The organism is Kibdelosporangium banguiense (assembly GCF_017876405.1).
Taxonomy (GTDB): domain Bacteria; phylum Actinomycetota; class Actinomycetes; order Mycobacteriales; family Pseudonocardiaceae; genus Kibdelosporangium; species Kibdelosporangium banguiense.
The window spans coordinates 2,843,035-2,869,409 of record NZ_JAGINW010000001.1 but is presented as its reverse complement, the minus strand read 5'-3'; the positions used below and the strand labels follow the sequence as shown (position 1 = coordinate 2,869,409).

Annotated in this window: 23 protein-coding genes; 5 read left to right on the top strand and 18 right to left on the bottom strand. The window is 68.1% G+C overall.

Features of this window, described 5'->3' with window-relative positions; translation table 11 throughout:
• Positions 1–34: 34 nt before the first annotated feature.
• The 12 genes from nuoK to JOF56_RS13685 form a co-directional block, all read right to left on the bottom strand.
• A complete protein-coding gene (nuoK, locus tag JOF56_RS13740; protein WP_209637793.1) occupies positions 35–334 on the bottom strand; it encodes an NADH-quinone oxidoreductase subunit NuoK in 300 nt (99 codons plus the stop codon).
• Positions 331–1,176 (bottom strand): NADH-quinone oxidoreductase subunit J, encoded by an 846-nt coding sequence (locus JOF56_RS13735; protein WP_307855089.1) that lies wholly within the window; start codon positions 1,174–1,176, stop codon positions 331–333. Before JOF56_RS13735 ends, nuoK begins: the two co-directional genes overlap by 4 nt.
• Positions 1,173–1,706 (bottom strand): NADH-quinone oxidoreductase subunit NuoI, encoded by a 534-nt coding sequence (nuoI, locus tag JOF56_RS13730; RefSeq protein ID WP_209637792.1) that lies wholly within the window; start codon positions 1,704–1,706, stop codon positions 1,173–1,175. Before nuoI ends, JOF56_RS13735 begins: the two co-directional genes overlap by 4 nt.
• Entirely contained in the window at positions 1,693–2,985 is a 1,293-nt protein-coding gene (nuoH, locus tag JOF56_RS13725) for an NADH-quinone oxidoreductase subunit NuoH (protein ID WP_209637790.1), read from the bottom strand. Before nuoH ends, nuoI begins: the two co-directional genes overlap by 14 nt.
• 31 nt (positions 2,986–3,016) lie before the next feature.
• A complete protein-coding gene (locus tag JOF56_RS13720) occupies positions 3,017–5,461 on the bottom strand; it encodes an NADH-quinone oxidoreductase subunit G (protein WP_209637788.1) in 2,445 nt (814 codons plus the stop codon).
• Positions 5,461–6,759: an NADH-quinone oxidoreductase subunit NuoF gene (gene nuoF / locus JOF56_RS13715; protein WP_209637786.1), complete on the bottom strand. Its 1,299-nt coding sequence runs from the start codon at positions 6,757–6,759 to the stop codon at positions 5,461–5,463. The genes JOF56_RS13720 and nuoF overlap by 1 nt, the downstream gene beginning before the upstream one ends.
• Positions 6,756–7,619, bottom strand: coding sequence for an NADH-quinone oxidoreductase subunit NuoE (gene nuoE / locus JOF56_RS13710; protein WP_209637784.1), 864 nt, complete (start codon positions 7,617–7,619; stop codon positions 6,756–6,758). Before nuoE ends, nuoF begins: the two co-directional genes overlap by 4 nt.
• Positions 7,616–8,962 (bottom strand): NADH-quinone oxidoreductase subunit D, encoded by a 1,347-nt coding sequence (locus tag JOF56_RS13705; protein ID WP_209637782.1) that lies wholly within the window; start codon positions 8,960–8,962, stop codon positions 7,616–7,618. The genes nuoE and JOF56_RS13705 overlap by 4 nt, the downstream gene beginning before the upstream one ends.
• Complete coding sequence (locus JOF56_RS13700) at positions 8,959–9,699, bottom strand: NADH-quinone oxidoreductase subunit C (RefSeq protein ID WP_209637780.1); 741 nt, start codon at positions 9,697–9,699, stop codon at positions 8,959–8,961. Before JOF56_RS13700 ends, JOF56_RS13705 begins: the two co-directional genes overlap by 4 nt.
• Positions 9,700–9,702: 3 nt before the next feature.
• A complete protein-coding gene (locus tag JOF56_RS13695) occupies positions 9,703–10,263 on the bottom strand; it encodes a NuoB/complex I 20 kDa subunit family protein (RefSeq protein ID WP_209637777.1) in 561 nt (186 codons plus the stop codon).
• Between the two features lie 17 nt (positions 10,264–10,280).
• Positions 10,281–10,679, bottom strand: a complete 399-nt coding sequence (locus JOF56_RS13690; protein WP_209637775.1) for an NADH-quinone oxidoreductase subunit A — start codon at positions 10,677–10,679, stop codon at positions 10,281–10,283.
• Positions 10,680–11,469: 790 nt separating this feature from the next.
• On the bottom strand, positions 11,470–12,759 hold the full coding sequence (locus JOF56_RS13685) for a geranylgeranyl reductase family protein (protein ID WP_209637774.1): 1,290 nt from the start codon (positions 12,757–12,759) through the stop codon (positions 11,470–11,472).
• 169 nt (positions 12,760–12,928) lie between these two features.
• On the opposite strand from JOF56_RS13685, the gene JOF56_RS13680 reads away from it, so the two are divergent.
• Complete coding sequence (locus JOF56_RS13680) at positions 12,929–15,616, top strand: alpha/beta hydrolase family protein (RefSeq protein ID WP_209637772.1); 2,688 nt, start codon at positions 12,929–12,931, stop codon at positions 15,614–15,616.
• A 1-nt stretch (position 15,617) separates the two neighbouring features.
• Here the strand turns inward: JOF56_RS13680 and JOF56_RS13675 are convergent, their stop codons facing one another.
• The 3 genes from JOF56_RS13675 to JOF56_RS13665 are packed head-to-tail and all read right to left on the bottom strand — an operon-like array spanning position 15,618 to position 18,532.
• Positions 15,618–16,310: a demethylmenaquinone methyltransferase gene (locus tag JOF56_RS13675; RefSeq protein WP_209637770.1), complete on the bottom strand. Its 693-nt coding sequence runs from the start codon at positions 16,308–16,310 to the stop codon at positions 15,618–15,620.
• Positions 16,311–16,319: 9 nt separating this feature from the next.
• On the bottom strand, positions 16,320–17,429 hold the full coding sequence (locus JOF56_RS13670; protein ID WP_209637768.1) for a glycosyltransferase: 1,110 nt from the start codon (positions 17,427–17,429) through the stop codon (positions 16,320–16,322).
• Positions 17,429–18,532, bottom strand: a complete 1,104-nt coding sequence (locus tag JOF56_RS13665) for a glycosyltransferase family 4 protein (RefSeq protein ID WP_209637765.1) — start codon at positions 18,530–18,532, stop codon at positions 17,429–17,431. The genes JOF56_RS13670 and JOF56_RS13665 overlap by 1 nt, the downstream gene beginning before the upstream one ends.
• Before the next feature lie 155 nt (positions 18,533–18,687).
• Here JOF56_RS13665 and JOF56_RS13660 point away from each other — a divergent pair, with 155 nt between their 5' ends.
• Positions 18,688–19,524, top strand: coding sequence for an inositol monophosphatase family protein (locus JOF56_RS13660; RefSeq protein WP_209637763.1), 837 nt, complete (start codon positions 18,688–18,690; stop codon positions 19,522–19,524).
• Here the strand turns inward: JOF56_RS13660 and JOF56_RS13655 are convergent.
• The 3 genes from JOF56_RS13655 to menD form a co-directional block, all read right to left on the bottom strand.
• Positions 19,490–19,951, bottom strand: a complete 462-nt coding sequence (locus JOF56_RS13655; protein WP_307855088.1) for a DUF3592 domain-containing protein — start codon at positions 19,949–19,951, stop codon at positions 19,490–19,492. The two genes, JOF56_RS13660 and JOF56_RS13655, sit on opposite strands and share 35 nt — an antisense overlap.
• Before the next feature lie 74 nt (positions 19,952–20,025).
• Positions 20,026–21,528 (bottom strand): M1 family metallopeptidase, encoded by a 1,503-nt coding sequence (locus tag JOF56_RS13650; RefSeq protein ID WP_209637762.1) that lies wholly within the window; start codon positions 21,526–21,528, stop codon positions 20,026–20,028.
• 98 nt (positions 21,529–21,626) lie between these two features.
• Positions 21,627–23,303, bottom strand: coding sequence for a 2-succinyl-5-enolpyruvyl-6-hydroxy-3-cyclohexene-1-carboxylic-acid synthase (menD, locus tag JOF56_RS13645; protein ID WP_209637760.1), 1,677 nt, complete (start codon positions 23,301–23,303; stop codon positions 21,627–21,629).
• A gap of 18 nt (positions 23,304–23,321) precedes the next feature.
• Between menD and JOF56_RS13640 the strand changes: the two genes are divergently transcribed.
• From JOF56_RS13640 to JOF56_RS13630, 3 genes are read left to right on the top strand one after another with little or no spacing between them, the layout of a single operon-like run.
• Positions 23,322–24,233: a 1,4-dihydroxy-2-naphthoyl-CoA synthase gene (locus JOF56_RS13640; protein WP_209637758.1), complete on the top strand. Its 912-nt coding sequence runs from the start codon at positions 23,322–23,324 to the stop codon at positions 24,231–24,233.
• Entirely contained in the window at positions 24,233–25,330 is a 1,098-nt protein-coding gene (menE, locus tag JOF56_RS13635; RefSeq protein ID WP_209637756.1) for an o-succinylbenzoate--CoA ligase, read from the top strand. Before JOF56_RS13640 ends, menE begins: the two co-directional genes overlap by 1 nt.
• Entirely contained in the window at positions 25,330–26,373 is a 1,044-nt protein-coding gene (locus JOF56_RS13630; protein WP_209637754.1) for a DUF8814 domain-containing protein, read from the top strand. Before menE ends, JOF56_RS13630 begins: the two co-directional genes overlap by 1 nt.
• The last annotated feature ends 2 nt before the right edge of the window (positions 26,374–26,375 follow it).

Genomic DNA, 26,375 nt, shown 5'->3' with positions numbered 1-26,375 from the left:
CGAGGCTGAGATTCTGGGTCACCTGCTACCTCTCTCAGTACTTCAGGAGGTTGGCGTCGTCGACCGAAGCCGTACGCCTAGTGCGGAAGATGGACATGATGATCGCCAGGCCGACCACGACCTCGGCCGCGGCCACGACCATCACGAAGAACGCCATCACCTGGCCGTCGAGCGAACCGTGGATCCGGGCGAAGGTCACCAGGGTCAGGTTCACCGCGTTGAGCATCAGCTCCACGCACATGAACACGACGATCGCGTTGCGCCGCACCAGCACGCCCACCGCGCCGATCGTGAACAGCAGCGCCGAGAGCAGCAGGTAGTAGGTGGGAGTCACTTGTCACCCTCCTCTTTGGACGGCTTCAGAGCGTGCACGTCCGGGCCCGGGATCGAGCCCGCGACCGAGGCGACGTCGCCGGCCAGTTCTCGTGAAGCGGTGGCTTCGAGGATCGCCGACACCGACTCCGGCGCGATCGAACCGTCTGGCAGAAGCGCCGGTACCGCAACGGAGTTGGCGGTCGCGTAGACACCGGGACCGGGCAGCGGGCTCGGCCTGTCGTGCTCGCCGCGGAACCTCGCGTCGGCCGTCTCCCGCTGGTTGCGGCGCTTGCTCTTGTCGGTGTAGCCCAGGACCATCGCGCCGAGGGCGGCGGTGATCAGCAGTGCCGAGGTGAGCTCGAACGGGAACAGGTAGTCGGTGAAGATCGACCGGCCGATGCTGGCGACGTTGCCGCCGGCCTCTGCGGAGTTCTGCTGGCCCAGGCCGGCCGGGCGGACCGAGGTCAGTGCCCGGGAGATCCCGCCGACCAGCAGACCGGCCAGGCCGATGCCGAGGACCGCGGCCCAGACTCGTTGCCCGCGCAGGACTTCCACGACCGAGTCCGACGAGTCCCGGCCGACCAGCATCAGCACGAACAGGAACAGCATCATGATCGCGCCGGTGTAGACGATGATCTGCGCGAAGCCGAGGAACGGCGCCTGCTGGACCATGTACATCACGCCGAGCCCGAGCATCGTCAGCACCAGGAACAGTGCCGAGTGCACGGCGTTGCGGGCGAAGATCATGCCCAGCGCGCCGCCGAGCACCAGCGGGGCGAGGATCCAGAACGAGACCGCCTCGCCGGTGGAGACCTTGGCGATCTCGCCGCCGGCCTGCGCCAGGATGAGTTGCGCGCTCACTTGGACTCCTCCGCACCGGCCTGCTTGGCCAGCTCCGGACCCTTGACGTAGTAGTCCTGCTCGTTGTCGCCCAGCCGCATCGGGTGCGGCGGCATCTCCATGCCCGGCAGCAACGGCGCCAGCAGGTCTTCCTTGGTGAAGATCAGCACCTGGCGGTTGTCGTTGGCCAGCTCGTGCTCGTTGGTCATGGTGAGCGAGCGGGTCGGACACGCCTCGATGCACAGGCCGCAGCCGATGCAGCGCAGGTAGTTGATCTGGTAGTCCGCGCCGTAACGCTCACCCGGGGAATAACGCTCCTCGTCGGTGTTGTTGCCACCTTCGACGAAGATCGCGTCCGCCGGGCAGGCCCACGCGCAGAGCTCGCAGCCCACGCACTTCTCCAGCCCGTCCGGGTGACGGTTGAGCTGGTGACGCCCGTGGTACCGAGGCGCGGTGACCTTCTTGACCTCGGGGTACTTCTCGGTGGCGACCTTCTTGAACATCATCCCGAAGGTGACGCCGAAACCCTTCAGCGGATCAAGAAACCCCATCGTCTGCCTCCTTTGCGGCCACCGCGACGGTCTCCCGGCGGCCGGCCCGCGAGCGGCCTGCCCTGGTCCGCTTGGGTTTGCTCGGAATCTGCAGGTCGAGCGGCGGCACCGGGTAGTCGCCGCCGGACATCGGCACCCGGCCGGCGTGCACGTCGCGGCGGTCGGGGATCAGGAAGACGAACCCGATCAGCACCAGCAGCCCGACACCGGAGAGGATCAGCACCTGACCGGTGGTCAGGTCGTCGCGCACGTTGAGCACCGACAGCGCCACGATCCACACCAGGCTGATCGGCACCAGGAACTTCCAGCCCAGCTTCATGAACTGGTCGTAGCGGTAACGCGGCAGCGTGCCCCGGATCCAGATGAAGATGAACAGCATCACCAGGACCTTGCCGATGAACCACAACATCGGCCACCAGCCGGTGTTGAAGTAGTTGCCGCCGATCAGCGAGATCGGCCACGGCGCCATGTAACCGCCGAGGAACAGCGTCACGCCCATCGCCGAGACCACGATCATGTTGATGTACTCGGCGATGTAGAAGATCACGAACTTCATCGAGCTGTACTCGGTGTGGAAGCCCGCGACCAGCTCCGACTCCGCCTCCGGCAGGTCGAACGGGGCCCGGTTGGTCTCGCCGACCGCCGAGATGGCGTAGATGAACATGCTCGGGAACAGCGCGATCCCGAACCACAGGCCGGTCTGCGAGTCGACGACGTCGCCCAGCGCCAGCGAGTGCGTCTGCAGGATGACACCGATGATCGAGAGGCCCATCGCGATCTCGTACGAGATCACCTGCGCGGCCGACCGCAGACCACCGAGCAGCGGGTACGGCGTGCCCGAGGACCAGCCGGCCAGCACGACGCCGTAGACACCGATCGAGGAGGCAGCCAGCACCACCAGCACGCCGACCGGAAGGTCGACCAGCTGCAGCACGGTCTGCTCACCGAAGATCGAGACCTGGCCGCCGAACGGGATCACCGACAGGCCGATCATCGTCGGCGCCAGGGCGATCACCGGCGCGAGCCGGTAGGTCACCTTGTCGGCCGTACGCGGCACGACCTCTTCCTTGAACGGCATCTTGATCGCGTCGGCGATCGGCTGCAGCAGGCCGAACGGGCCGACCCGGTTGGGGCCGGGCCGGTTCTGCATCCGGCCGATCAGCCGCCGCTCGCCCCACACCGTGATCATGGCGGTGAGCAGTGCGAACAGGAAGATGAAGAGAACCTTCAGCAGAATCAGCCAAATCGGGTCATCCGCAAGCAATTGAGCCCTGGTCACTTGGCCTCCCCTCGCGTCAGTTCGGTCGTGGTCACGCTGTTCCTCCTGCGTGGACGTTCACGGCTGCGCCGTGACCGACTCCGAGGGTGCGGCGAACCGTTGCGTCGCCGGAGTTTCCGGGCAGCCAGACCACGCCGTCGGGCAGGTCGGCGTACTCGAACGGGACCGTGACCGAGCCACGGTCGGTCGACACCGTGACAGCGGCGGCGTTCTGAACTCCCAGCACCTCAGCGGTGTGGGCGGACAGACGCGCGACCGTGCGCCGGGCGGTCCCGGCGAGGTGCGGCTCCTCGTCCTGCAGCGAGCCGTTGTCCAGCAGCTGGCGCCACGTCGCGAGCAGGACCTGGCCGTCGCTCTGCGGCAGGCCCGCCTGGCGGGATTCCACCGCGGGTGCAGCGGCCTTGGCCGTGGCGGTCGCGCCGAGCCGGGCGAAGTCGCCCGCGGCGGCGGTCGGGGTCTGGGTGAACAGGTCGACGTCCATCTCGACCGCGAGAGTGTCCAGCACTCGGCAGTCCGGCAGTGCGCCGGTGCCGTCCAGCGTGGTGCCGAACTCGCGGCTGCGGCCTTCCCAGTTCAGGAAGGTGCCGGCCTTCTCGACCGACGGCGCGATCGGCAGGACGACGTCCGCGTAGTCCGTTGCGGCGCTTGGCCTCAGCTCCAGGCTGAGCACGAAACCGGCCTGTTCCAACGCCTTCAGCGCGAGCTGCGGGTCCGGCAGGTCGTACGGGTCGACGCCGCCGACCACCAGCGCGGAGAGTCCGCCGTTCGCCGCGGCCTGCAGGATTCCGGTCGTGTCACGGCCCGGCTCGGCGGGCAGCGCACCGGGCTCGAGGCCCCATGCCTGCTCGACCTCGGCGCGAGCAGCTGCGTCGGCGACGAGCCGGCCGCCGGGCAGCAACGTCGGCAGCGCGCCGACCTCGATCGCGCCACGCTCACCGGCGCGGCGCGGGATCCAGGCCAGCTTGGCGCCTGTCGTGCCGGTCAGCCGCAGCAAAGCCGAGAACAGACCCGGGATCTGCGCGGCCCGCTCGCCGACCAGGATCACCGAACCCGGCTTGCCCAGTCCTTCGGCGACGTCCGGCGCGTGCTGGGCCAGGGCGTCCACTGTGGCGGCCTCGCCACCGGGCGCGGTGGCCAGCAGCGTGCCGAAGGTCTTCTCGACCGACGACGACGTCCACTGTCCGATGTGGAAGACCTTCGTCTTGCCCTTGCGCGCCGCCTTGCGCAGCCGCAGGAAGACGATCGGGGCCTCTTCCTCCGGCTCGAACGCCACGCACAACACGGTCGGCGCGGCCTCGATGCCCTGGAAGGTCACGCCGGTCTCCGGCGTGGTGCCGGCCACCGTGGCAGCCAGGAACTCCTGCTCCTCGGCCGAGTGCGGCCGGGCGCGGAAGTCGATGTCGTTGGTGCCCAAGGCGATCCTGGCGAACTTCGAGTACGCGTAGGCGTCCTCGACGGTCAGCCGGCCACCGGTCAGCACACCGGCCGAGCCGCGGGCCTTTGTCAGCGCGTCAGCCGCGATCTGCAGGGCGTCGGTCCAGGACGTCTGCTCCAGCTCGCCGGTTTCCTTGTTGCGCACCATCGGGCGCAGGAAACGGTCGGCCGCGGTGGCGTACCGGAACGCGAAGCGGCCCTTGTCGCAGATCCACTCCTCGTTGACCTCGGGGTCGTTGCCGGCGAGCTTGCGCATCACCTTGCCGCGCCGCCAGTCCGTGCGCTCGGCACAGCCGGAGGAGCAGTGCTCGCACACGCTCGGCGTCGAAACCAGGTCGAACGGCCGTGACCGGAACCGGTAGGCGGCGCTGGTCAGCGCACCGACCGGGCAGATCTGGATCGTGTTGCCGGAGAAGTAGCTCTGGAACGGCTTCTGCTCGGCGATCCCGATCTGCTGCTGCGCACCGCGCTCGAGCAGCTCGATGAACGGGTCGCCCGCGATCTGCGCCGAGAACCTGGTGCAGCGCTGGCAAAGCACGCAACGCTCCCGGTCCAGCAGCACCTGCGTGGAGATCGGGATCGGCTTGGGGAACGTCCGCTTTTTGTCCACGAAACGGGAGTCCGCGCGGCCGTGTGCCATCGCCTGGTTCTGCAACGGGCACTCGCCGCCCTTGTCGCAGATCGGGCAGTCCAGCGGGTGGTTGATCAGCAGCAGCTCGATCACGCCCTGCTGGGCCTTGTCGGCCACCGGAGAGGTCAGCTGGGTCTTGACGACCATGCCGTCGGCGACGGTGATCGTGCACGACGCCTGCGGCTTCGGCATCGGCCGGCCGCCCATCTCGACCTCGACCAGGCACTGGCGGCAGGCACCGGCCGGGTCCAGCAGCGGGTGGTCGCAGAACCGCGGGATCGTGATGCCCATCCGCTCGGCGGTGCGGATGAGCAGCTCGCCCTTGGGAGCCACCACCTCGATGCCGTCGATCACGAGCTTGACGTGCCCTTCCGGCACGACCAACTCGTTCTTCTCGGGTGCAACGGTCATCAGTTCGCTCCCGCCAACGCCGGCTTACGGTTCTTCGCGCGGTTCTTCTCGCACAGCGCCAGGAACTCGTCCCTGAAGTACTGGATGCCGCTGGTGATCGGGCTGACGGCACCGTCGCCCAACGCGCAGAAGGACCGGCCGAGCACGTTGTCGCAGATGTCCAGCAACGTGTCGATGTCCTCTTCGGTGCCGTTGCCGGCGACCATCCGTTCGAGGATCTGCACCAGCCAGTACGTGCCCTCCCGGCAGGGAGTGCACTTGCCGCAGGACTCGTGCTTGTAGAACTGGGTCCACTTCATGACGGCCCACGGCACGGAAACGGTCTCGTTGAAGACCATCACCGCGGTCGTGCCCAGGATGGACCCGGCCTCGACAGCGCCCTCGAAGTCCAGCGGAACATCCAGGTGCTCCGCGGTGAACATCGGGGTGGACGAGCCGCCGGGAGTCCAGAACTTCAGCGGGATGCCGTCCTTCATGCCGCCGGCCATCTCCAGCAGCTGGCGCAGCGTGGTGCCCAGCGGGGCCTCGTACTGGCCCGGGCGCTCCACGTGCCCGGAGATCGAGTAGATCTTCGGGCCGGGCGACTTCTCCGTGCCCATCTTGCGGAACCACTCGGCGCCGCCGTTGATGATGTAGGGAACCGAAGCGATCGTCTCGACGTTGTTCACTGTGGTGGGAGCGGCGTAAAGCCCCGCCGCCGCCGGGAAAGGCGGCTTCAGGCGAGGCTGGCCACGGCGGCCTTCGAGCGAGTCGAGAAGAGCGGTCTCTTCACCGCAGATGTACGCACCGGCGCCGGCGTGCACCACGATCTCCAGGTCGTACCCGGAGCCGAGGATGTCCTTGCCCAGGTAGCCCGCGGCTTTCGCCTCGGCGACGGCCTGGTTGAGGCGGCGGATGCAGTGCAGCACCTCGCCGCGCACGTAGATGAAGCAGTAGTTGGCACGCATCGCGTACGAGGCGATGACGCAGCCCTCGATCAGCGAGTGCGGGTCCGCCATCATCAGCGGGATGTCCTTGCAGGTACCCGGCTCGCCCTCGTCGGCGTTGATCACCAGGTAGTGCGGCTTGTCGAAGTTGGGCGGCATGAAGGACCACTTCAGGCCGGACGGGAAACCCGCGCCGCCGCGGCCGCGCAGGCCGGAGTCCTTGACCATCTGCACGATCTGCTCGGGCGTCGCGGTCAACGCCTTGCGCAGCGCGGTGTAGCCCTCCAGCTGCTCGTAGGTCTGGATCGACCAGGAGCGCGGAGACAGCCAGCGCTTGGTGAGAACGGGTGTCACCGGGTCGACTGTGCTCATTTTTTCTCCAGGTCAGGGAACTCGACCTTCGCGGGCATCGCGGGCGCGGTCCAGCCGCGGTCGCTCGCCAGCTGCGCGCCGGCCAGCGTCTCGGCCGCCGCGGACGGTCCGTCCACATCGGACTCACGCTCGAAGAACCCGGCGAGCTGCAGCGAGACGTCCTTGAAGTCGGTCAGCGGGGCACCCCTGCTCGGCGCGGGCTTCTCGCCGCGCCGCAGGGCGTCCACCAGTTCGACCGCCTTCTCGGGCGTCTGGTTGTCGTAGAACTCGTAGTTGACCTGCAGCACCGGACCGAGGTCGCAGGCCGCCAGGCATTCCGCGTGCTCGACGGTGATCGAGCCCGGCTCGCCCGGGGTACCGACGGTTTCCTCGTGCCCCAACGGCTTGCCGGGCTCACCGAGGTGCTCACGCACGGTCTTGTAGATGTCGTCGCCGCCGAGCGCCGCGCACAACGTGTTGGTGCAGATGCTGACCAGGTGCTCACCGCAGGGCTTGCGCTTGTACATCGTGTAGAACGTCGCCACCGCGCTGACCTCAGCCGGTGCGAGCTCCAGTTCCCTTGCGCAGAACTGGATCCCGGCCTGGCTGACGTACCCCTGCACGGACTGCACCAGATGCAGCATCGGCAGCAGTGCCGAGCGGGACTGCGGATAGCGCGCGATGAGCGCACGCGCCTTGTCCACGATGCCGTCGAACACGCTCAGGTCCTCGCGGACCTCGCTGACCAGCTTCGCGGTCTGCTCAGGCCCCAGCACCGAAGCGACCGCGGCCTCTCGCGAGTCGTCCACAGTGGACTGGTAGGTCGGGCCGCCGCCGACGGACGAGCCGCCGTAGGTCTGCCCTGGACCGGAAGTGGTCATCGGTCAACACCACCCATGACAGGATCGATCGAGGCGACCGCGGCGATCAGGTCCGCGATCAGCCCGCCCTCGGCCATGGCGGGCATGGACTGCAGGTTGATGAAGCTTGGTTCCCGCGAGTGCACGCGCAACGGGCGCGTGCCGCCGTCGGACACCAGGTGGTAGCCCAGCTCGCCGCGCGGCGACTCGACTGAGGTGTACACCTGGCCGGCCGGCACGTGGAAGCCCTCGGTCACCAGCTTGAAGTGATGGATCAGCGACTCCATCGACTGGCCCATGATCTTGCGGACGTGCTCGAGCGAGTTGCCCATGCCGTCCGGGCCGATCGTGAGCTGCGCGGGCCACGCGACCTTCTTGTCCTCCACCATGACCGGGCCCGGCTCGATCAGCTTCATCGTCTGCTTGATGATCTTGAGCGACTGGGTCATCTCCTCCATCCGGATGAGATAACGCGCCCAGCAGTCCGCGTCGGTGGACGTCGGGACCTCGAAGTCGACCTCTTCGTAGGCCAGGTACGGCTCGATCTTGCGCTGGTCCCAGGCCAGGCCCGCGGAGCGCAGCACCGGGCCGGTCACACCGAGCGCCAGGCAGCCGTCCAGCGGCAGGTAGCCGACGTCCTTGAGGCGGTTGCGCCACACCGGCTGTCCCGTGAACAGCTTGTGGTACATGGCGATGCGCTCTTCCATCGTCTTGACGAACTTCGTCAGGTACTCCTTCCAGTCCTCCGGAAGGTCCTGAGCGACGCCGCCCGGCCGGATGAACGCGTGGTTCATCCGCAGCCCGGTGATGTACTCGAGCGTGTGCAGCAGCACCTCGCGCTCACGGAAGCCGAGCGCGGCCGCGGTGGTGGAGCCCAGCTCCATACCGCCGGTGGCCAGGTAGACGAAGTGCGACGAGATCCGGTTGATCTCCAGCAGCAGCTGGCGGATCAGCTGGGCCCGGCGCGGCGCCTCGATGCCGAGCAGCTTCTCGACACCCATGCAGTACGCGGTCTCGTGCGAAAGCGGCGCCAGGTAGTCGGTGCGGGTGATGAACGTGACGCCCTGCGTCCACGTCCGGTACTCGCAGTTCTTCTCGATCCCGGTGTGCAGGTAGCCGATCACCGACCGGGCCTGGGTGACCGTCTCGCCCTCGATCTCGATCACCAGGCGGAGCACGCCGTGCGTGGACGGGTGCTGCGGGCCGAGGTTGATCACCATGCGCTCGTCGTGCGAGGCGTCCTCGAGCACCTGGTCCCAGTCGCCACCGGTGAGGGTGTAGACCGGGCCTTCGGTGGTCTGGCGCGCTTCGGCGGCGTACGGGTCGCCGGTGGTGGTGCTGGAGTCAGTCGGGTTCGTGGTCACGAGTAAGACCTCCGCTGGTCGGGCGGTGGGATCTCCGCGCCCTTGTACTCAACCGGGATGCCGCCGAGCGGGTAGTCCTTGCGCTGCGGGTGGCCGTCCCAGTCGTCCGGCATGAGGATCCGGGTCAGTGCCGGGTGGCCGTCGTAGACGATCCCGTACATGTCCCAGGCTTCCCGCTCCTGCCAGTCCGCCGTGGGGTACACGCCCACGACGCTGGGCACGTGTGCGTCCTCGACGTCGACGCAGACCTCGAGGCGGATCCGACGCCGGTAGGTCATCGATGTCAGGTGGTAGACCGAGTGCAGCCGCTGCGGGATGTCCACGCCGTAGTCCACACCGGACACCGAGCTGCACAGCTCGAACTTCAGGGCGGGCTCGTCGCGCAGCGTCTGGCAGATCTTGAGCAGGTGCTCGCGGGCGATGTAGTACGTGATCTCGCCGCGGTCCACAGTGACCTGCAGGATCGCCTCGGCCGGGATGTTGCGGCGGGAGAACGCCGCCACCATCTCGTCGGTCACCTCGTCGAACCAGCCGCCGTACGGCCGCTCCGCGGGCGGCGGGCTGTACGCCGGCAACTGCAGGCCACCGAAGCCGGAAGTGTCACCGGAGCCGGTGACACCGAACATGCCCTGCCGGGACTTGCCGGCCACGACACCCGGCTTCGGGGTGGCGTCCTGGGTTTCCAGACCGGACTCGGGACGCTCGGCGCTCGACTGCTCGTCGCCTGGGGTAGTCACCGCTCAGCCCTTCTTCTTGGCGTAGCGCTCGGAGGACGGGATCAGCTCGGCCGGCTGGAAGCCCTGCTCCAGCAGCGTCGCGGCGCGGCGGGCACCCAGCGGCTCCTCGGAGATCCGCTGATGCAGCTTGAGGATCGCGTCCAGCAGCATCTCCGGCCGCGGCGGGCAGCCCGGCAGGTAGATGTCGACCGGGACGACGTGGTCCACGCCCTGCACGACGGCGTAGTTGTTGAACATGCCACCCGACGAGGCGCAGACACCCATCGCGATGACCCACTTGGGTTCCGGCATCTGGTCGTAGATCTGGCGCAGCACCGGGGCCATCTTGTTGGTCACCCGGCCGGCCACGATCATCAGGTCGGCCTGCCGCGGGCTGGCACTGAACCGCTCCATGCCGAACCGGGCGTAGTCATAACGGGCGCCACCGACGGTCATCATCTCGATCGCGCAGCACGCCAGCCCGAACGTGGCGGGCCAGACGGAGTTCTTGCGCGCCCAGTTCACCAGCTTTTCCAAGCCGGCCAGCATGATCCCGTTGGGGAGAAGCTTCTCTTCGATACCCATGCTTGATTCAGCGCCCCTCAGTTCCAGTCCAGTCCGCCCCGACGCCAGACATAGGCGTAGGCGAAACCGACGGTCGCGACGAACAGGACGATCTCCACCAGGCCGAACACGCCCAACGCGTCCGCCGAGACAGCGAACGGGTAGAGGAAGACCATTTCGATGTCGAACAGGATGAACAGCATCGCGGTCACGTAGTACGCGACCGGCACGCGGCCACCACCGACGACAGGCTGCGGAGACGGCTCGATGCCGCACTCGTACGCCTCCATCTTGGCCCGGTTGTAGCGGCTAGGTCCGACCAGCGCCCCCAGCGTCGCCGACACTCCGGCGAACAACGCTCCCAGCGCCAGCAGGAACACCAACGGCAGGTACGAGCCGAGGTCCGAACCACCGCCTTGTGCCAGCACGTCGCCCATTGACAATGCCGTCCTTTCCCGCGCCTCGATCGCCCTCGTCGGCACCCTAAGGGGTGTTCCTCACACCCCTCCTGGTTAGGCACGCCTAACCAAGCTGCGGGTATTCAGCCCCTAGCCAGCAAGAACTCCCGTTGCCAAGCTTGTGAAAGTCTTCACAAGCTGCCTCGTGACTGTGTGAAGCGATTCACAAGACGTGAAGGGAGTCTAGGACCTGCCTCACAGAACGGAACCCTCGCACCCCCAAGTCCATGTGTGACCCCAATCGCACAGCCCTTGTGATCAAGCTGCACCATCCGGGTGATCCTCGTGCGAACGGCCCATCCGCACGGGTTCACCTCTTGAAAACCCCTGCTCAACCGCCTTCCCCGATAGACTGGAGCAGGGCCGCCCCCCAGTGGCGGGTGGGGGCTGTTCTCTTATGGGGGGCGGGTTTTCGTCAACGTCGGTTGACCGGCGTGAGGCTGCTGTCGGCCAGCGCGCCGGTTGGCGGGGTGAAGGTCTGGCGGGCCCGGTCAGCGGGTCAGCGCCCCCGCGCGGGACGCGAGCCCGGTTACCGAACTCGACCCCGGTCACCGAGACAAAAATGGAACCCCGGTCAGCGCCCGCGGACGCATGGGCCACAACATCCTCCTCGGTAGCACCCGGTCCACAACCCGAACCCCCACGAGAAACAAACACCGCACGAAGGAACCCGGATCAACCTCTACCGCTACTTACCAGGGAGGTTTGCCCGCCCGGCCAGGGCACATCTCTCCAAAGAAAAGGACCCACAATCACAACCAGTGACAGGTCAGCGCAAGGCTGGGGCGATGCGGCTGGCGACGGAGATCATTCGGTCGACGACGTCGCCGTCGTGGGGGTCGAAGCAGCCGGATAGTCCCTTGTGGACCAGCGGGATCAGGGAGTTCACGCGCAATCCGTACTTGGTGGCGGCGCGCATGATTTTAGGTTTTCCGATGATTTTCGCGAAGAGGTTGCCGAGCCGGTAGTAGCCGCCGTAGAGGTCCTTCATCGCCGCTGGGTAGGCCTGCAAAGCCCGCTCCCGTGAGGGCCCCTCCTGCCGGGCAAGGGCCTGGACCACGCATTCTGCCGCGATCTTGGCGGACTCCATCGCGGATTGGATTCCCTCGCCGTTGAATGGGCTGACCATGCCGCCTGCGTCGCCTAGCAACAGCATTCCGTCACGGTAGTGCGGGGTTCGGTTGAAGCCCATGGGCAGGCCCGCGCCACCGATCTTTCCTATCGCGTTCTCCTCGCGGAAACCCCATTCCTCGGGGGTTCCGTCGAGCCACTGGCGCAACAGGGCTCGGTAGTCGGTGTTGCGGAAGGAGGCTGACGTCGAGAGGGTGCCGAGGCCGACGTTGACTGTCCCGTCACCCAGGGGGAAGACCCAGCCGTAGCCGGGGAGGAGCTTCGGGTTCGCGGGGTCGCTGCGGTCCCAGAGTTCGAGGTGGCCCTCGATGAAGTCGTCCTTGGAGCGGGGCGACGCGTAGTAGCGGCGGACTGCCACGCCCATCGGACGGTCCTCGTGCTTGTCGATCCCCACCGAAAGTGCCAGGCGGGCGGAGACGCCGTCGCAGGCCAGCACGAGTGGCGCGGAGTAGGTGACCTCGGTCTTGTCTGGGCTGACCTTGGCGCGGACGCCGACGACGCGGCCGACGTGGTTGGTGACCGCTCCCATGACTGTTGTGTTCTGTTGGAGGCGGGCGCCGTCGCGTTCGGCGACTTTCGCCAGTAGTTCGTCGAAGTCCTGGCGGGTTCGGGAGACGCCGTAGGGCGGCATTGACGACAGCTCTGGCCAGGGCAGGTGCAACTGCAGGTCACCCGTGATGATCCGCAGGGCGTTGTTGTGCACCCAGCCGGCTTCTTCGCTTGTGTCGATGCCGAGGTCGATGAGTTGCTTGACGCCTCGGGGGGTCAGGCCGTCGCCGCAGACCTTTTCGCGCGGGAACTGGCTTTTCTCCAGCAGCAGTACGTCCACGCCTGCTCGGGCGAGGTAGGCCGCGGCCGTTGAACCGGCTGGGCCGGCGCCGACCACGATGACCTCGGCGTCGTCACCCGGGCGTCGTCGGGTACCCACGGCAGCTCCCTTGTGAATGCTTTCACGATCTCCCCGCCGGCCAATTCTAGCCGCGTCACCCACGTGACCAGGGACACGTGGCCTGCGCGGACGGGTTCTTTTCGATCATGACTAAACCCTGGGGGGTCGCTACTTCGAGTAAACAGGTAGTGACTGGAGGGGTTTCCATATGCGCTTACTGAGAACTGTCGTGCCCGCGATCCTGCTGATAGCCGGTTTGGCCGTGCCCGGCTGGGCTCAGCCGGCCGGCGCGCCGCAGCCGCCGCCCGGCTGGCGGGTCGAGGGCTCCCAACTGGTGTGGACCGCGCCGGAGCAGATTCCGATGGGTGACGCCGCGATCGAGTTCTGGTCCGGTGACCGGCTGCTCGGCCTGCCGATCCCGTCGGACGACCACCGCACGTTCACGCTTTCCCTGCCGCAGTCCGCTGACTTCGGCGATCTGCAGGTAAGGGCCGCGGGCAGGCGTCTGGATGGGAAGGACCAGCGGCGTCCGCAGGCGTCGCAGCTACCGCCGGTGCCGGCTCCGTTGCAGGCCGCCGGGGTCGATCCGGGCACGCCCGGCCCGTTCCAGACGACCAAGGGCGAGTACACACTGGACTCGATCGGGCTTCCGGGTTACCCGCAGCCGATCGAGATGCAGGCCGTTGTGGTCGCTCCCAAGGGCGCACCGGGCAAGCGCCCGCTGGCGTTGTTCCTGCATGGCCGGCACTCCACCTGCTACAGCGGACCGCAGTCACGTGGTGCGTGGCCGTGCCCGGAGGGTTTCAAGCCCATACCGAGTTACCGCGGCTACCTGCAGGCGCAGGAACTGCTTGCCTCACAGGGGTATGTGACGGTGTCGATCTCGGCCAACGGCATCAACGGGCAGGACGCCCGGGTGCTGGACGCCGGTGCGCAGGGGCGCTCGTCGCTGATCCGCCACCACCTGGCCGACTGGGCGGACTGGGCCGGTGCCGGACGTGGGTCCGCACCGGACATCGTGAAGGCCGCGCCGGTGGCCGACCTGTCCAACGTCTTCCTGGTCGGGCACTCGCGCGGTGGTGAGGGCACCAACCGGGCCGCGATGGACAGCATCAGCCCGCCGCCCGGCGACTCCGGCTACAACGGCCCGGTGCGCTGGAAGATCCGGGGCAATCTGATGATCGGCCCGACGATCTTCGGTCACAACCCGGCACCGGACGTGCCTTCCGCGACGATCCTGCCGGGCTGCGACGGTGACGTCTTCGACCTGCAGGGACAGATGTACCTGGACGCGACGCGGGGCGTCAGCCGGGGCGCGGCCCTGCACAGCGCGCTGTACTTCGTCGGCGCCAACCACAACTTCTTCAACACGGAATGGACGCCTGGCCAGGCCGAAGCTCCCGCCAACGACGACTTTTTCAGCGATCCGCCGGACCCGGTGTGTTCGCCTGGGACGCCTACGCGGCTGACCGCACAGCAGCAACAGACCGCAGGTGCGACCTACATTGCCACGGCCGCGCGGGTCTTTGTCGCAGGTGACAACCGTGCACTGCCGTTGCTTGACGGTTCCGGCGTACGGGCACCGTCAGCAGATCCGGCTCGCGTTCTGGCTCACGCCGTCGGTGGCGCACGGACTCCGTTTGTCGTGCCGGACAACGCGACCACGACCAGTGGCACTGCACGCAAGTGCCTGCAGGCCACATCCGACGCAGCCGCCGCGTGCACCGATCCAAACCTGTTTCCGCTACCGCCCAGCTTCAACATGTTCCGCGGTCTCACGGACCCTGATCGCTTCGCGGTCACCGCGCAGTGGTCGGCCGCCGGTCAGGCCGCGGTCGTCAAGCCTGGCAGTGCGGTGTCGCTGGCCGGCTCACGGGACCTGGCGATGCGCTTGATCGTCCCAAGCAACAGCACGGCCAACCGTTTCGACGTCGCCATCACGGACACACGCGGCCGCCGCGTCAGTCTGGGATCGGTGTCACTGGACGGTCTGCCCGCGTCAGATCGAACGACCGCGCTGTGGGCGCAGGAGGTACGCGTACCGCTGCCGTTCCACGGCATCGACCTGCGTCAGGTGGCGTCGCTCGAACTGATCCCGCAAAGCGCGAGCGGGCAGGTGTGGCTCGTTGACGCATACGGCTGGAACCACGGCACGCCCGACCCGCAGCCGGTGGCGTTGCCGCGTGTCGACGTCGGCATGACGTCGGTCAAGGAAGGCGACTCCGGTACGACGACGCTCCAGGTCCCTGTCCAGGTCACAGGCAATGGCGCGGGCACCGTCCGGCTGTTCCTGCGCAACGAGGACGGCATCAGCACGACCTCGCGCCTGGTGACGATCCAGCCTGGCCAGCAGACGATCGAGATCCCGATCGAGATCGTCGGCAACACCCGCTGGAACAGCGACGTCCAACGTGCGCTGTACGCGAAGGCCGTCCAGGGCACGCTGGCCGGTAGCTATGCCGGCGGTGTCACGGTGCTCAACGACGATCCCATGCCCACGGTGACGATCACGCCGGTCGCCGGGAACGTCGCCGAGGGCGGTGTCCTGAAGTGGCGCGTGACGCTCTCGGCAGCGATCGACTTGAACCTCTACGTCCAAGGCCGGGCGCTTGAGCCGGCAGACGGCGCGCCTGAGCTGTCCACCACGGACGTCGACCCGGGGTGGTTGCGGGAGAACACCGGTGAGGAGCCGTTGCCGTCCCGGCCGTTGTCGGACATCCCGCTGTTCGTGGGAGTGACCATTCCCCGTGGCGAGGTCAGTGCCGAGCTCTCGATTCCGACCATCGCCGACACCGAGGCTGAGCCGGTCGAGCAGGTCCGGCTCGCCGTGACGACGTCGCCACGGATCACCGGAGCCAACCAGGAGGTGACGGGCTCGGTCACCGAGCAGTCATAGATCAGGTAGCGGGTTTCTTGGCACGGTGGAGTGCGACGACCCCGAATGTGAGGTTCATCCACTCCACCTCACCCCAGCCGGCCTTGGCCACGACTTCGGCCAGGCCGCGCTGGGAGTGCCAGTCCTTGATCGACTCACCGAGGTAGCGGTAGGCCTCCGGGTTGGACGACACCACCCGCGCGATCGCCGGTGCGACCCGCTTCATGCCCCAGTGGAACAACGCCCGCAGCGGCGCGAACCGGGGCCGGGAGAACTCGCAGACCAGCAACCGGCCACCGGGTTTGACCACGCGCATCATCTCGCGCAGGGCCGCCTCGGTGTCGTAGAAGTTGCGAATCCCGAAAACGACGGTGACCGCGTTGAACGAGTTGTCGGCGAACGGCAGCCGCATGGCGTCCGCGGCGACCTTCGGCACTTCACGCGCGGCGCCGCTGCTGAGCATCCCCACGGAGAAGTCGGCCGCCACGCACCAGGCGCCGGTGCGGGCGAACGCGACCGTGGAGACGCCGGTCCCGGCAGCGAGGTCGAGCACACGCTCGCCTGCCTGCGCGTCGAGGACCTTGCGTGTCATCTCACGCCAGCGCCGGTCGTATCCCAACGTCAGGACCGAATTCGTCCGGTCGTACCGGCGAGCGACGCCGTTGAACATCTCGGCGACCTCGCGCGGCTTCTTCTCGAGGCTGGCACGCGACATGTCCGCACTCTAGGCGAGGCTGAGTGCTCTCAGCATTCCGTGTACCGATGACGGCCAGCTGAACTCTTCGGCACGGGCCCGCGCGGCAGCCCGGCGGCGGGGTTCCGGGGCCTCCAGCAGGTCGGCGACGGCCCCCGCGAATGCCCCCGCGTGATCGTCGACGGCCGCGCCGCATCCCGGGCGCACGATCTCACGCAGCGCGGACGAGGCCGACACGACCACGGGCGTCCCCGACGCGAGCGCTTCGAGGGCCGCGAGCCCGAATGTCTCATGTGGACCTGGCGCGAGCGAGACATCCGCTGTGGCAAGCAACTCCGCGACCTCGTTGCGTGACTGCAGGAACCCGAGAAACGTCACCGGCAAACCGGATGACCTGCGCCGCAAGCAGGACATACTCGGGCCGTCGCCGGCCACCACAAGGCGGGCTCGATGCCCGGCAGAATGCAGTTGCGCCAACGTGTCCACACTGCGCTCGACATGCTTCTCCGGCGAGAGACGTCCACAGTGGACCAGCAGCGTGTCGGCGCCGTCGGCCAGATCGTGGCGCAGCCCCGAAGAGCGGCGAGCAGGCGTGAACGTTGCCAGATCGACACCCAGCGGGACCCGCCGGACGTTGCCGGTACCGATCCGGTCGAACTCCTCACGGGCGAACGCGGTCGTGCAGACGACTGTGTCGTAATGCGCAGCCATCCGGCGGTTTGCGATATCCGCCACACCACGTGCCCACTTCGGCGGCAGCAGGAACTGTTCCAGCAGCCGGTCGAGCCGTTCATGGGAGATCACAACACTGGGCACACCGTGTTCACGCGCCCACAGGCCCATGCCACGCAGCGTCAGCCGGTCGGAGACCTCGAGCCGGTCGGGTCTCAGCCGCGTCAGCAACGCCCGCACCCGCCAGGGATCGACCACCCGGTAACCACCCGTACCTGGAACCTGCGGCGCGGGCAGGGTGATCCGGCGGACGCCGTTGGGCATCGGCTCGTCGGCCAGCCGCGTGCCTGGCACGACCAGGATCACTTCGTGGCCTTGCACGCAGTAGCCCGCGCCGAGGTGGTGCAACGCGGTCCGCAGCCCGCCGGACTTCGGACCGTAGAAGTTAGCGAGCTGAACGACCCGCATCACGCCGCCTGGGCCACGCGAGTCACTGCGGTGTAGTGGCCAACGAGCTCGTCACACACAGCCGACCACGTGCGGCCCTGCACGGCGCGCGCACCTGCATGCGACAACCGCGCCCGCAAAGCCGGGTCCATCAACTCGGCGATAGCCGGTCGCAGCTCGGTTTCCATGTCCTGGAGCAGGAATCCGGTCCTGCCGTGGTCGACGAGATCACGCGGCCCGCCCGAGTCCGGCGCGATCACCGGCACGCCGGACGCCATGGCCTCCTGGACGGCCTGGCAGAACGTCTCGTGCGGGCCGGTGTGCACGAACACGTCCAGGCTCGCGTACGCCCTGGCCAGCGGGACACCAGTCCGGAACCCCAGGAAAGCCGCGCCGGGCAGCTTGCGACGGAGGTTCTCCACGTCAGGGCCGTCCCCGACGATCACCAGCCGCACCCCGGGCAGCGAGTTGAGCACGGCCAGCCGTTCGACCTGCTTCTCAGGTGCGAGCCGGCCGACGTACCCGACCAGCAGTTCGCCGTTCGGCGCGAGCTCCCGCCTGAGCCGCTCGTCCACACGACCAGGGTTGAACAGCGAGGTGTCCACGCCACGGCCCCACCGGAACACCCGTGGGATGCCGTGCTCGACCAGTGAACGCACCGCCTCGGTGGACGGCGCGAGGGTCCGGTCGGCGAACGTGTGCAGCCTGCGGATCCACCGCCAGGCCACGGCAGCGCCTCTGGCCAGGCCGTACGACGCCGCGAACCCGGCGACATCGGTCTGGTAGACCGCGACCGTCGGAACGCCGAGCCTCCGGGCAGCCCTGAGGCCGCCGAAGCCGAGCACGAACGGTGAGGCCAGATGCACCACATCCGGTTCGAAGTCCAGCAGGGCGTTGGTGATCCGAGGACCGGGCAGGCCGATCGGCAACGACGTCACCACCGGGACGTCGAGCGCACGGGTCCGGACGACCGGTGCGTGCAGGTAGGCGTCCGGCCCTGGGCCGGGCGCCACGACAAGCGCCTCATGACCGTGGTCACGAAGGTGCTCGACAACGCGGAGAACGGAGTTGGTCACGCCGTTCACCTGCGGCAGGAAGCTCTCGGTGACGATGGCGACTCGCACGGGCCTCACGATGAGCCCGGATCCGAGCACCCGGGCGACCTCCGCGTGACGAGCCGGGGAACGAAGCCGGAACTTCCAACGTGTGGCCTTGCGATCCTTCGCTGGTCATCTCCTGGTCGTGTCCCGGACACCCAGCGCGATCACGCTAGGTCGGCATGACCCTCTTGTCATCGCGCCCACCCAGGCCGGTCGAGCCCGGACTGCTCTCCAGGGCCCTGGAAGTGGCCGGCAGGCTCGCCAACGACGCGACCGACGTGATCACCGCCACCGCCGGCCGGGGCGCGCGGCCCGGTGGCAAGGATTCGCCATTCGACTGGGTCACCGACACCGATCGGACCCTGGAACGGCACACCCGCCGGGTGCTGACCGCGGAGTTCCCCGGGATGCCGGTGGTCGGCCAGGAGTTCGGCGCGGACACCGGCTCCGAGCAGGCCGAGTACCGCTGGGTCGTCGATCCCGTCGACGGCACGGCGAACTACGTCGCCGGGGTGCCGTGGTGCGCGTACAGCCTCGCCCTCGTCGACGCGTCTGGCCCTGTGGTCGGCGTCGTCGCGGACCCGTACCGCGGGCAGATCTACGCGGCTGCGCGTGGCCGCGGCGCGCGGGCGAACGGCGTGCAGGTGTCGTTGACCGACAGGTTCTCCACGGCCGGTTCGATCGTGTGCACCGAGCTGACCCGGATCGGCCCGTGGCCCGGGATGGGCGGGTTCATCGAGCGTGCGGCCCTCGCGCACGCTGGTGTCCGTGTCCTGGGCTCAGCCGCGTTGGCGATCGCTCAGGTCGCTCTGGGGCACGCGGCAGCGGCCGTGCTGCACAGCTACCACGAGTGGGACGTTGCCGGGGCTGTCGCACTGGCCATCGAAGCCGGAGCGGTCGTGCTCGACCGGCATGGTGAGGACGCCGCGTTGCCCGTAGACGGGCTGCTTGTCGCGGCTCCTGGGGTGTCCGAAGAGGTGCTCAGCTGGTGGCAGGAGACGGCGACGACTGCTTGAAGAACAGCGGTCCGTACCGGCGCATCCACCACAGGACCGGCCCGATCACGAGCCACATGAACAACACGAGCGTGCCTGCCGGCAACAGCGACAGGTACGCGCCCCGGCCGGCGACCTTGACCAGGTCCGGATGCGCGGAGTCGTACTCGACTTCGACCAGCTGACCGGTTTCCAGGCCCGCCGGGTAGCCGACGCCGTCCGGCGGAATGTGATCCGCGCCGTCAGGCGTCTGATAGCGGACCAGTGTCCGGTCGAACGACACGGACACGACTTCGGCCGTTGTGCGGACCGATCGTGAGCTGAGCCCCGCGTCCTCCCGGAACGCCCCGATCACCAGGACGACCGCGAGCAACGTGAAGGTCGCGCCGATGGCCACGAGCGTGATCGCCACGCCCCGCCTGATCCTCGCCGCCCGTCCTGCCTGCACGCTCGCACTCTAGCCAAACCGGGTGAACGGTTGATCCGCCTTGCCTCGGATCAACCGTTCACCCGGTATATCTGCTAGTGCGCGTGGAGTTCGTTGCGCGTCAGGTCGAGCTTCTCGATCGCCTTCGGCACCTGATGGCCTGCCGAGCGAGCCGAGAGCGCGGCAGGGTTGCCCAGGCCGGCGGGCTTGCCCTTGGTGAACAGCCAGGTGTTGAACAGGTCGTACAGCGGCTTGCCGGAGATCCGCTCCGACAGGGCGATGAATTCCTCGATCTTGCCGGTGCTGTAGCGCTTCTGTGCTGTCCAGGTCCGCAGGATCTGCAGGAAGGCACTGTCCCCGACGGCGTTGCGCAAAGCCTGCAACGTCATCGCGCCACGGTCGTAGACCGCGCTGTCGAACTCGTTGCCCGAACCCGGGTCGGCCACGGTGACCTGCCAGATCGGGTGGTCGGCCGGGTAGGAGTCGTAGTAGTACTGGGCGATCTCGGCCGCGGTGCCCTCACCTTGGCTCTCGGCCCACATGTACGAGGCGTAGGTCGCGAAGCCCTCGTTGAGCCAGATGTTGCGCCAGGTGTTGACCGAAACCGAGTCACCGAACCACTGGTGCGCCAGTTCGTGTGAAACGACCGAGGTGTTCGCGCCACGACGGAAGAACGCGGTCGAGTACACCGGCCGTGTCTGGTTCTCCAGCGCGAAGCCCACACCGGTGGACACGACACCGCCCTGCGCTTCGAACGGGTAGTCGCCGAACACCGAGCTGAGGAACTCGATCACCTCGGGGGTGCGCTCGACGCTGGCCCTGGCGGACTCGGCGTTGGCGCCCAGATCGTCACCGTAGGCGTTGATCACCGGTTGCCCGTTGGGCGCCGTGCTCTGCCGGACCTCGAACTGGCCGATCACGATGTAGGTCAGGTAGGGAGCCTGCGGCCGGGCGCTGCGCCAGTTCCACCGGACCCAGCCGTTGATCTGCGGCGTGGTGCCGGCGAACGTGCCGTTGGACAGCACCTCGACGCCCTGCGGCACCGCCACTGACACGTCGAAGGTGGCCTTGTCGGTCGGGTGGTTGTTGCTCGGGAACCACCACGGCGCGATGTTCGGCTCGTCGATCGCGAGGGCGGCACCGTCCGGTCCGCGCTTCCACGCGGTGAAGCCGGTGGCGTCCTTGACCGTGGAGGGTTTGCCTTCGTACTGGACGACAACCGTGATGTCACGGCCGCTGGCCAGCGGAGCAGGCGGTGTGACAACGACTTCACCGTTGGCCGCGTCGGCCTTGGCGACGAAGTTGTTCACCCGCACGGACTTCACCGGCAGCAGGAAGTCCAGGTTGAAGCTGGAGAGCTCCTGCGTGGTGCGGGCCAGGATCGTGGTCGAGCCGGACAGCAGGTCCGTCGCCGGGTTGTAGGTCAGCCTGATGTTGTAGTGCGAGACGTCGTAACCGCCGTTGCCGGCGGTCGGGTAGTACGGGTCGCCGATGCCCGGTGCGCCCGGGGCCGGTACCGCGCTCGCTGTGGAACCCAACAGGACCGTGACGAGTCCCGCCGCGGTGGCGGCGAGCGTCAGTCTCGATCGCAGAAACATTTCGTACCCCTCACTGATTCCGCACGAAAGGTGCCCCGAACCTATCCGCGCAATCAGCCAGTGAATACCCGTCGAATTGCCCATCTCATCGGACGGGATTACCCAAATGCGGCATCCTGGACGGCCGCCCGCACCCGAGCGTGCAGGTCTCGTAGCCGTGCGCGATCGGCGCGCACCTCGACGACTCTCAGCCCGGGCTCCGGCCGCAACGCCGCCTGCAATTGTGACGGCGATTCGGCCAGTATGTGCGGTACGCGATATCCGGCACACAATGCGGCCAAATCGGCGTCATGGGGTGTTCCGAACACTCGCTCAAAGCTGTTCTTGTGCTCGGCGGCGCCCTGTTCGAGCAACGAGAAGATCCCGCCGCCGTCGTCGTTGAGAACAATGATCGTCATATCCGGCCGGGCTTCCGGCGGGCCGATCAGCAGACCGTTGGAGTCGTGCAGGAAAGTCAGGTCGCCGAGCAGGGCGTAGGCCGGCCGGTCCGGCTGCCCCAGCGCGAGGCCGATCGCGGCGGAGACGTTGCCGTCGATGCCCGCGACGCCCCGGTTGGCGTGGATCGCCACGTCGGTCCGGGTCTCCGCGACCAGGTCGACGTCCCGGACCGGATTGGACGAACCGAGGAAAAGCAAAGCGCCCGAAGGCAATGCGGACACCACGTCCCGTGCGACGCGCAGCCCGGACGGCCACTCGTCCTCCTCGAGCAGCTTGTCCACGACGGTCGCGGCACGTTCGGCCGCTGTGCGCCAAGCGGTCAGCCACTCCGGATCATGGCCCTGGACGTACGCCAGATCCGTGGTGTCCAGCCAGCCCCGGACATGGATCGCGACATACTGCGGGTCTGTCCACTGTGGATGATCTCCGATGCCGTACACGGGCGCACGGCCCATGAGGCCCCGGACACCGCGCGACAGCGTCGGCCGGCCGACGACGACAACCGCCTCCGGCCGCAGATCCTCAGCCCTGTCAAGCGATCCGAGCAGCAACGGCCCGCAACGCAGCACACTGGCACCACCGGTGGTCGCCACCGGCTCGGCGATGATCGGCCAGCCCGCCCTGGTCGCGACCTCGCACGCGGCCGCGGCCCGGTCCGGCCGGCCACTGCCGACGACCATCAGAGTCCTGGCGGGCAACGGGAAATCGACCCGGCTGGACGCCACGAGCCGGGGCGGCGCCGAGGTGGTCCAGCGCTCGTAACCCGGCCGGCCGTCGAGCGGCTCCGGCCATTCGGATCCGAACGTCGGCAGCAACGGTTCCCGGAACGGCACGTTGACCTGCACCGGATGCCCGGCCTCAGCCTGCGCCACGGCGCGGCAGACCAGGCCGCGCCACACCGGGTTGAGCCCGGCGCGCCGCTCGGCCACCGGGAAGTCCACCAGGATCGCCGCGGGCGCGAACAGGTTGCGCTGGTCGATCGTCTGGTTCGCGCCGCTGCCGTGCAGCTCGGGCGGGCGGTCCGCACTGATCACGATCAGGCCGACCCCGGCATGGTGCGCCTCGAGCACAGCTGGGTGCAGGTTCGCGACCGCGGTCCCGGACGTGCAGACCACCGCGGCCGGCCGACGTGTCGCTACGGCCAGCCCCAGCGCCAGGAACCCGGCGCTGCGCTCGTCCACCCGGACGTGCAGCTGGAGCTTGCCCTCCTGGGCGGCCTCGAACAGCGCCACGCTCAACGGGGCGTTGCGGGAACCGGGACAGACGACCACGTGCCGCACGTCATTGCGCGCCAGCTCGTCCACTATGACCATGGCCTGCGCGCTCGACGGGTTCACCGTCCTATCCTCGCAAACGTGTCAGAGACTGTCGTTTCGGAGCTGTTCGACCCGGCCTTGTGGCGTGAAGTGCCCGGTTTCGACTTCACCGACATCACCTACCACCGGGCCCTGGACCAGGGAACTGTCCGGATCGCGTTCAACCGGCCGGAGGTGCGCAACGCCTTCCGCCCGCACACCGTGGACGAGCTGTACCGGGCGCTGGACCACGCGCGGATGAGCTCCGACGTCGGCTGTGTGCTGCTGACCGGCAACGGGCCCTCGCCCAAGGACGGCGGCTGGGCCTTCTGTTCCGGCGGTGACCAGCGGATTCGTGGGCGTACCGGCTACCAGTACGCCTCCGGCGAGACCTCCGACACGGTCGATCCGGCCCGGGCCGGGCGGCTGCACATCCTGGAGTGCCAGCGGCTGATCCGGTTCATGCCCAAGGTCGTCATCGCCGTCGTCCCGGGCTGGGCGGCCGGCGGCGGGCACAGCCTGCACGTGGTGTGCGATCTCACATTGGCCAGCCTGGAGCACGCCCGGTTCAAGCAGACCGACGCCGACGTGGGCAGCTTCGACGGCGGCTACGGCTCGGCGTACCTGGCCCGGCAGGTCGGGCAGAAGTTCGCGCGCGAGATCTTCTTCCTCGGCCGGACGTACACGGCCGCCGACATGCACCAGATGGGCGCGGTGAACGCGGTCGTGGCGCACTCCGAGCTGGAGAACACGGCCCTGGAGTGGGCGCGTGAGATCAACGGCAAGTCGCCGACCGCGCAGCGGATGCTGAAGTACTCGTTCAACCTGATCGACGACGGGCTGGTCGGGCAGCAGCTGTTCGCGGGCGAGACGACCCGCCTGGCGTACATGACCGACGAGGCCGTCGAAGGCCGGGACGCGTTCCTGGAGAAGCGCCCGCCGGACTGGTCTCCGTTCCCCTACTACTACTGATGACGCGCTCTGTCGTCGCGATCTCGCCGGACGAGATCCACTCGCGTCTGCCGGCCGCTTTGGACGGGTCCGGCCCCGCGCTGTTGCCAGGCGGCCCGGAGTCCTTCACCGGGCCGCTCGGGGTGGGCGAGGACTCCGACGACGACCCCACAGCCGTGGTGGTCGCGACGTCGGGTTCGACCGGCGAACCGAAGGGCGTGCTGCTGTCGGCGAACGCGCTGCTGAGTTCGGCGGAACTGACGCTCAACCGGCTCGGCGGCCCTGGCCAGTGGATTCTGGCGACGCCCGCGCGGTACATCGGCGGAATCCAGGTGCTGGTCAGGTCACTACTGGCCGGGATACATCCGGTATGTATGGATCTTGAGGCCGGGTTCCGGGTGCCTGACTTCGTCGCAGCCGTTTCGGCGGTCCTGGATACGCCTGGGCGGCACTACACCGCGCTTGTGCCCACTCAGCTGGCGCGAATCGTGACTTCTACCGAGGGTCTGGAAGCCCTGCGTGCGCTGGATGGGATCGTCATGGGCGGCGCCCCGCTCTCGGCTGAGCTGCGCTCGGCAGCCGGTGACGCTCCGCTGGTTTCGGCGTACGGGATGAGCGAGACCGCAAGCGGTTGCGTGTACGACGGCGTGCCCTTGGACGGGGTGTCCGTGCGGATCGTCGACGGTCTTGTGGCTCTGTCCGGGCCGACGCTGGCCAGGGGGTATCGCGGACGGCCAGACCTGACCGCGGCGAGTTTCGTGGACGGCTGGTTCATCACGTCCGACCTCGGCAAGCTGGTCGACGGCAGGCTGGAGATCCTCGGCCGGGCCGACGACATGATCAACACAGGTGGTGTGAAGGTGCCTGCTTCGGCCGTGGAACGGCTGCTTGAGCAGCACGTGTCCGCCGCCTGTGTGGTCGGGCTGGACCATCCCGAGTGGGGCCAGATCGTCGCCGCTGCCGTGGTCGGTGCGGCTGACCTGGACAAGTTGCGCACCTTGGTCCGTGCCGAGCTGGGCGCTGCCGCGGTACCGAAAGTGTTCCGTGTGGTCGAAGAACTGCCGCTGCGCGGTCCTGGAAAGGTGGATCGGGCCGCGGTGCGGCACTATCTGTCCTGATGAGACAGTTCGCCGCCGTTGCCGTCCTGCTGGCCGCCTTCGCCACGCCCGCATGGGCCAGCGACAAGCTGACTCTTGTCGTGGCAGCACTGTCGGTCGACCGATCGTCGAGTGTGGACTATGCGGATGGCACCCGCCTGGCCATGTACCCGCCGGTCCGGCTCGCCGCGCCGGTGAACACCTTCTCCGCTTCGGTTGCCGGAGTGGACATCCGTGGGCAACTGCCGGACGGCAACTGGACAGAGTGGACTTCCGGCGTGCTGACGTCGTCCGCCTCGGTGATCCAGCCCAGGTTGCTGCATTCCGGTCAGGTCAGCGACTTCCGGCTGACCGTGTGGCAGGGGCCGGCGCCCGAGATGCGGTCCGGACCGTCGTATCGGGTCTTCGCCACACGAGAAGGCCTGGTCGGTGGCAAGACCGCGAACGGGCACATCATCAAGTCCCGGGACCACTTCGCGGCGCTGCCGTCCCGGCGTGGCCTGTCGCCCAAAGGCAGCGGCTCGTACACCGTGAAGGTCTGCGCCGCGTCCGGCCGTTGCGCGTGGGCGCCTGTGTGGGACGTCGGGCCGTGGAACACGCGGGACGACTACTGGAACTCCACCCGCCAGGAATGGCAGGACCTGCCCACCGGGAAACCCCAGGCCGAGGCCGCCTACCAGGACAACTACAACGCCGGCCGCGACCAGTTCGGCCGGGACGTGGCCAACCCGGCCGGGATCGATCTCGGCGACGGCACGTTCTGGGACGGCCTCAAACTCACCGGCAACTCCTGGGTGACCGTGACCTACCTGTGGACGTTGTCAGGGCCCTTCGGCTACGTCCACACGCCCGGCGACACGTTGAACGTCCGCAACGGCACGACCAGCGAAGCCGACATCGTGGGACTGGCCGGGCACCACGCCCAGGTCCGGGTCGAGTGCAGGACCGTCGGCGAGGTGGTGGACGGCAGCCAGGGCACGTCCGACGTCTGGCTACGGATCGCGCCGGGCAAATACGTGGCCGAGGCGTATGTCTCAGGGGTTAGCGGCGCTCCCGCCTGCTGAGG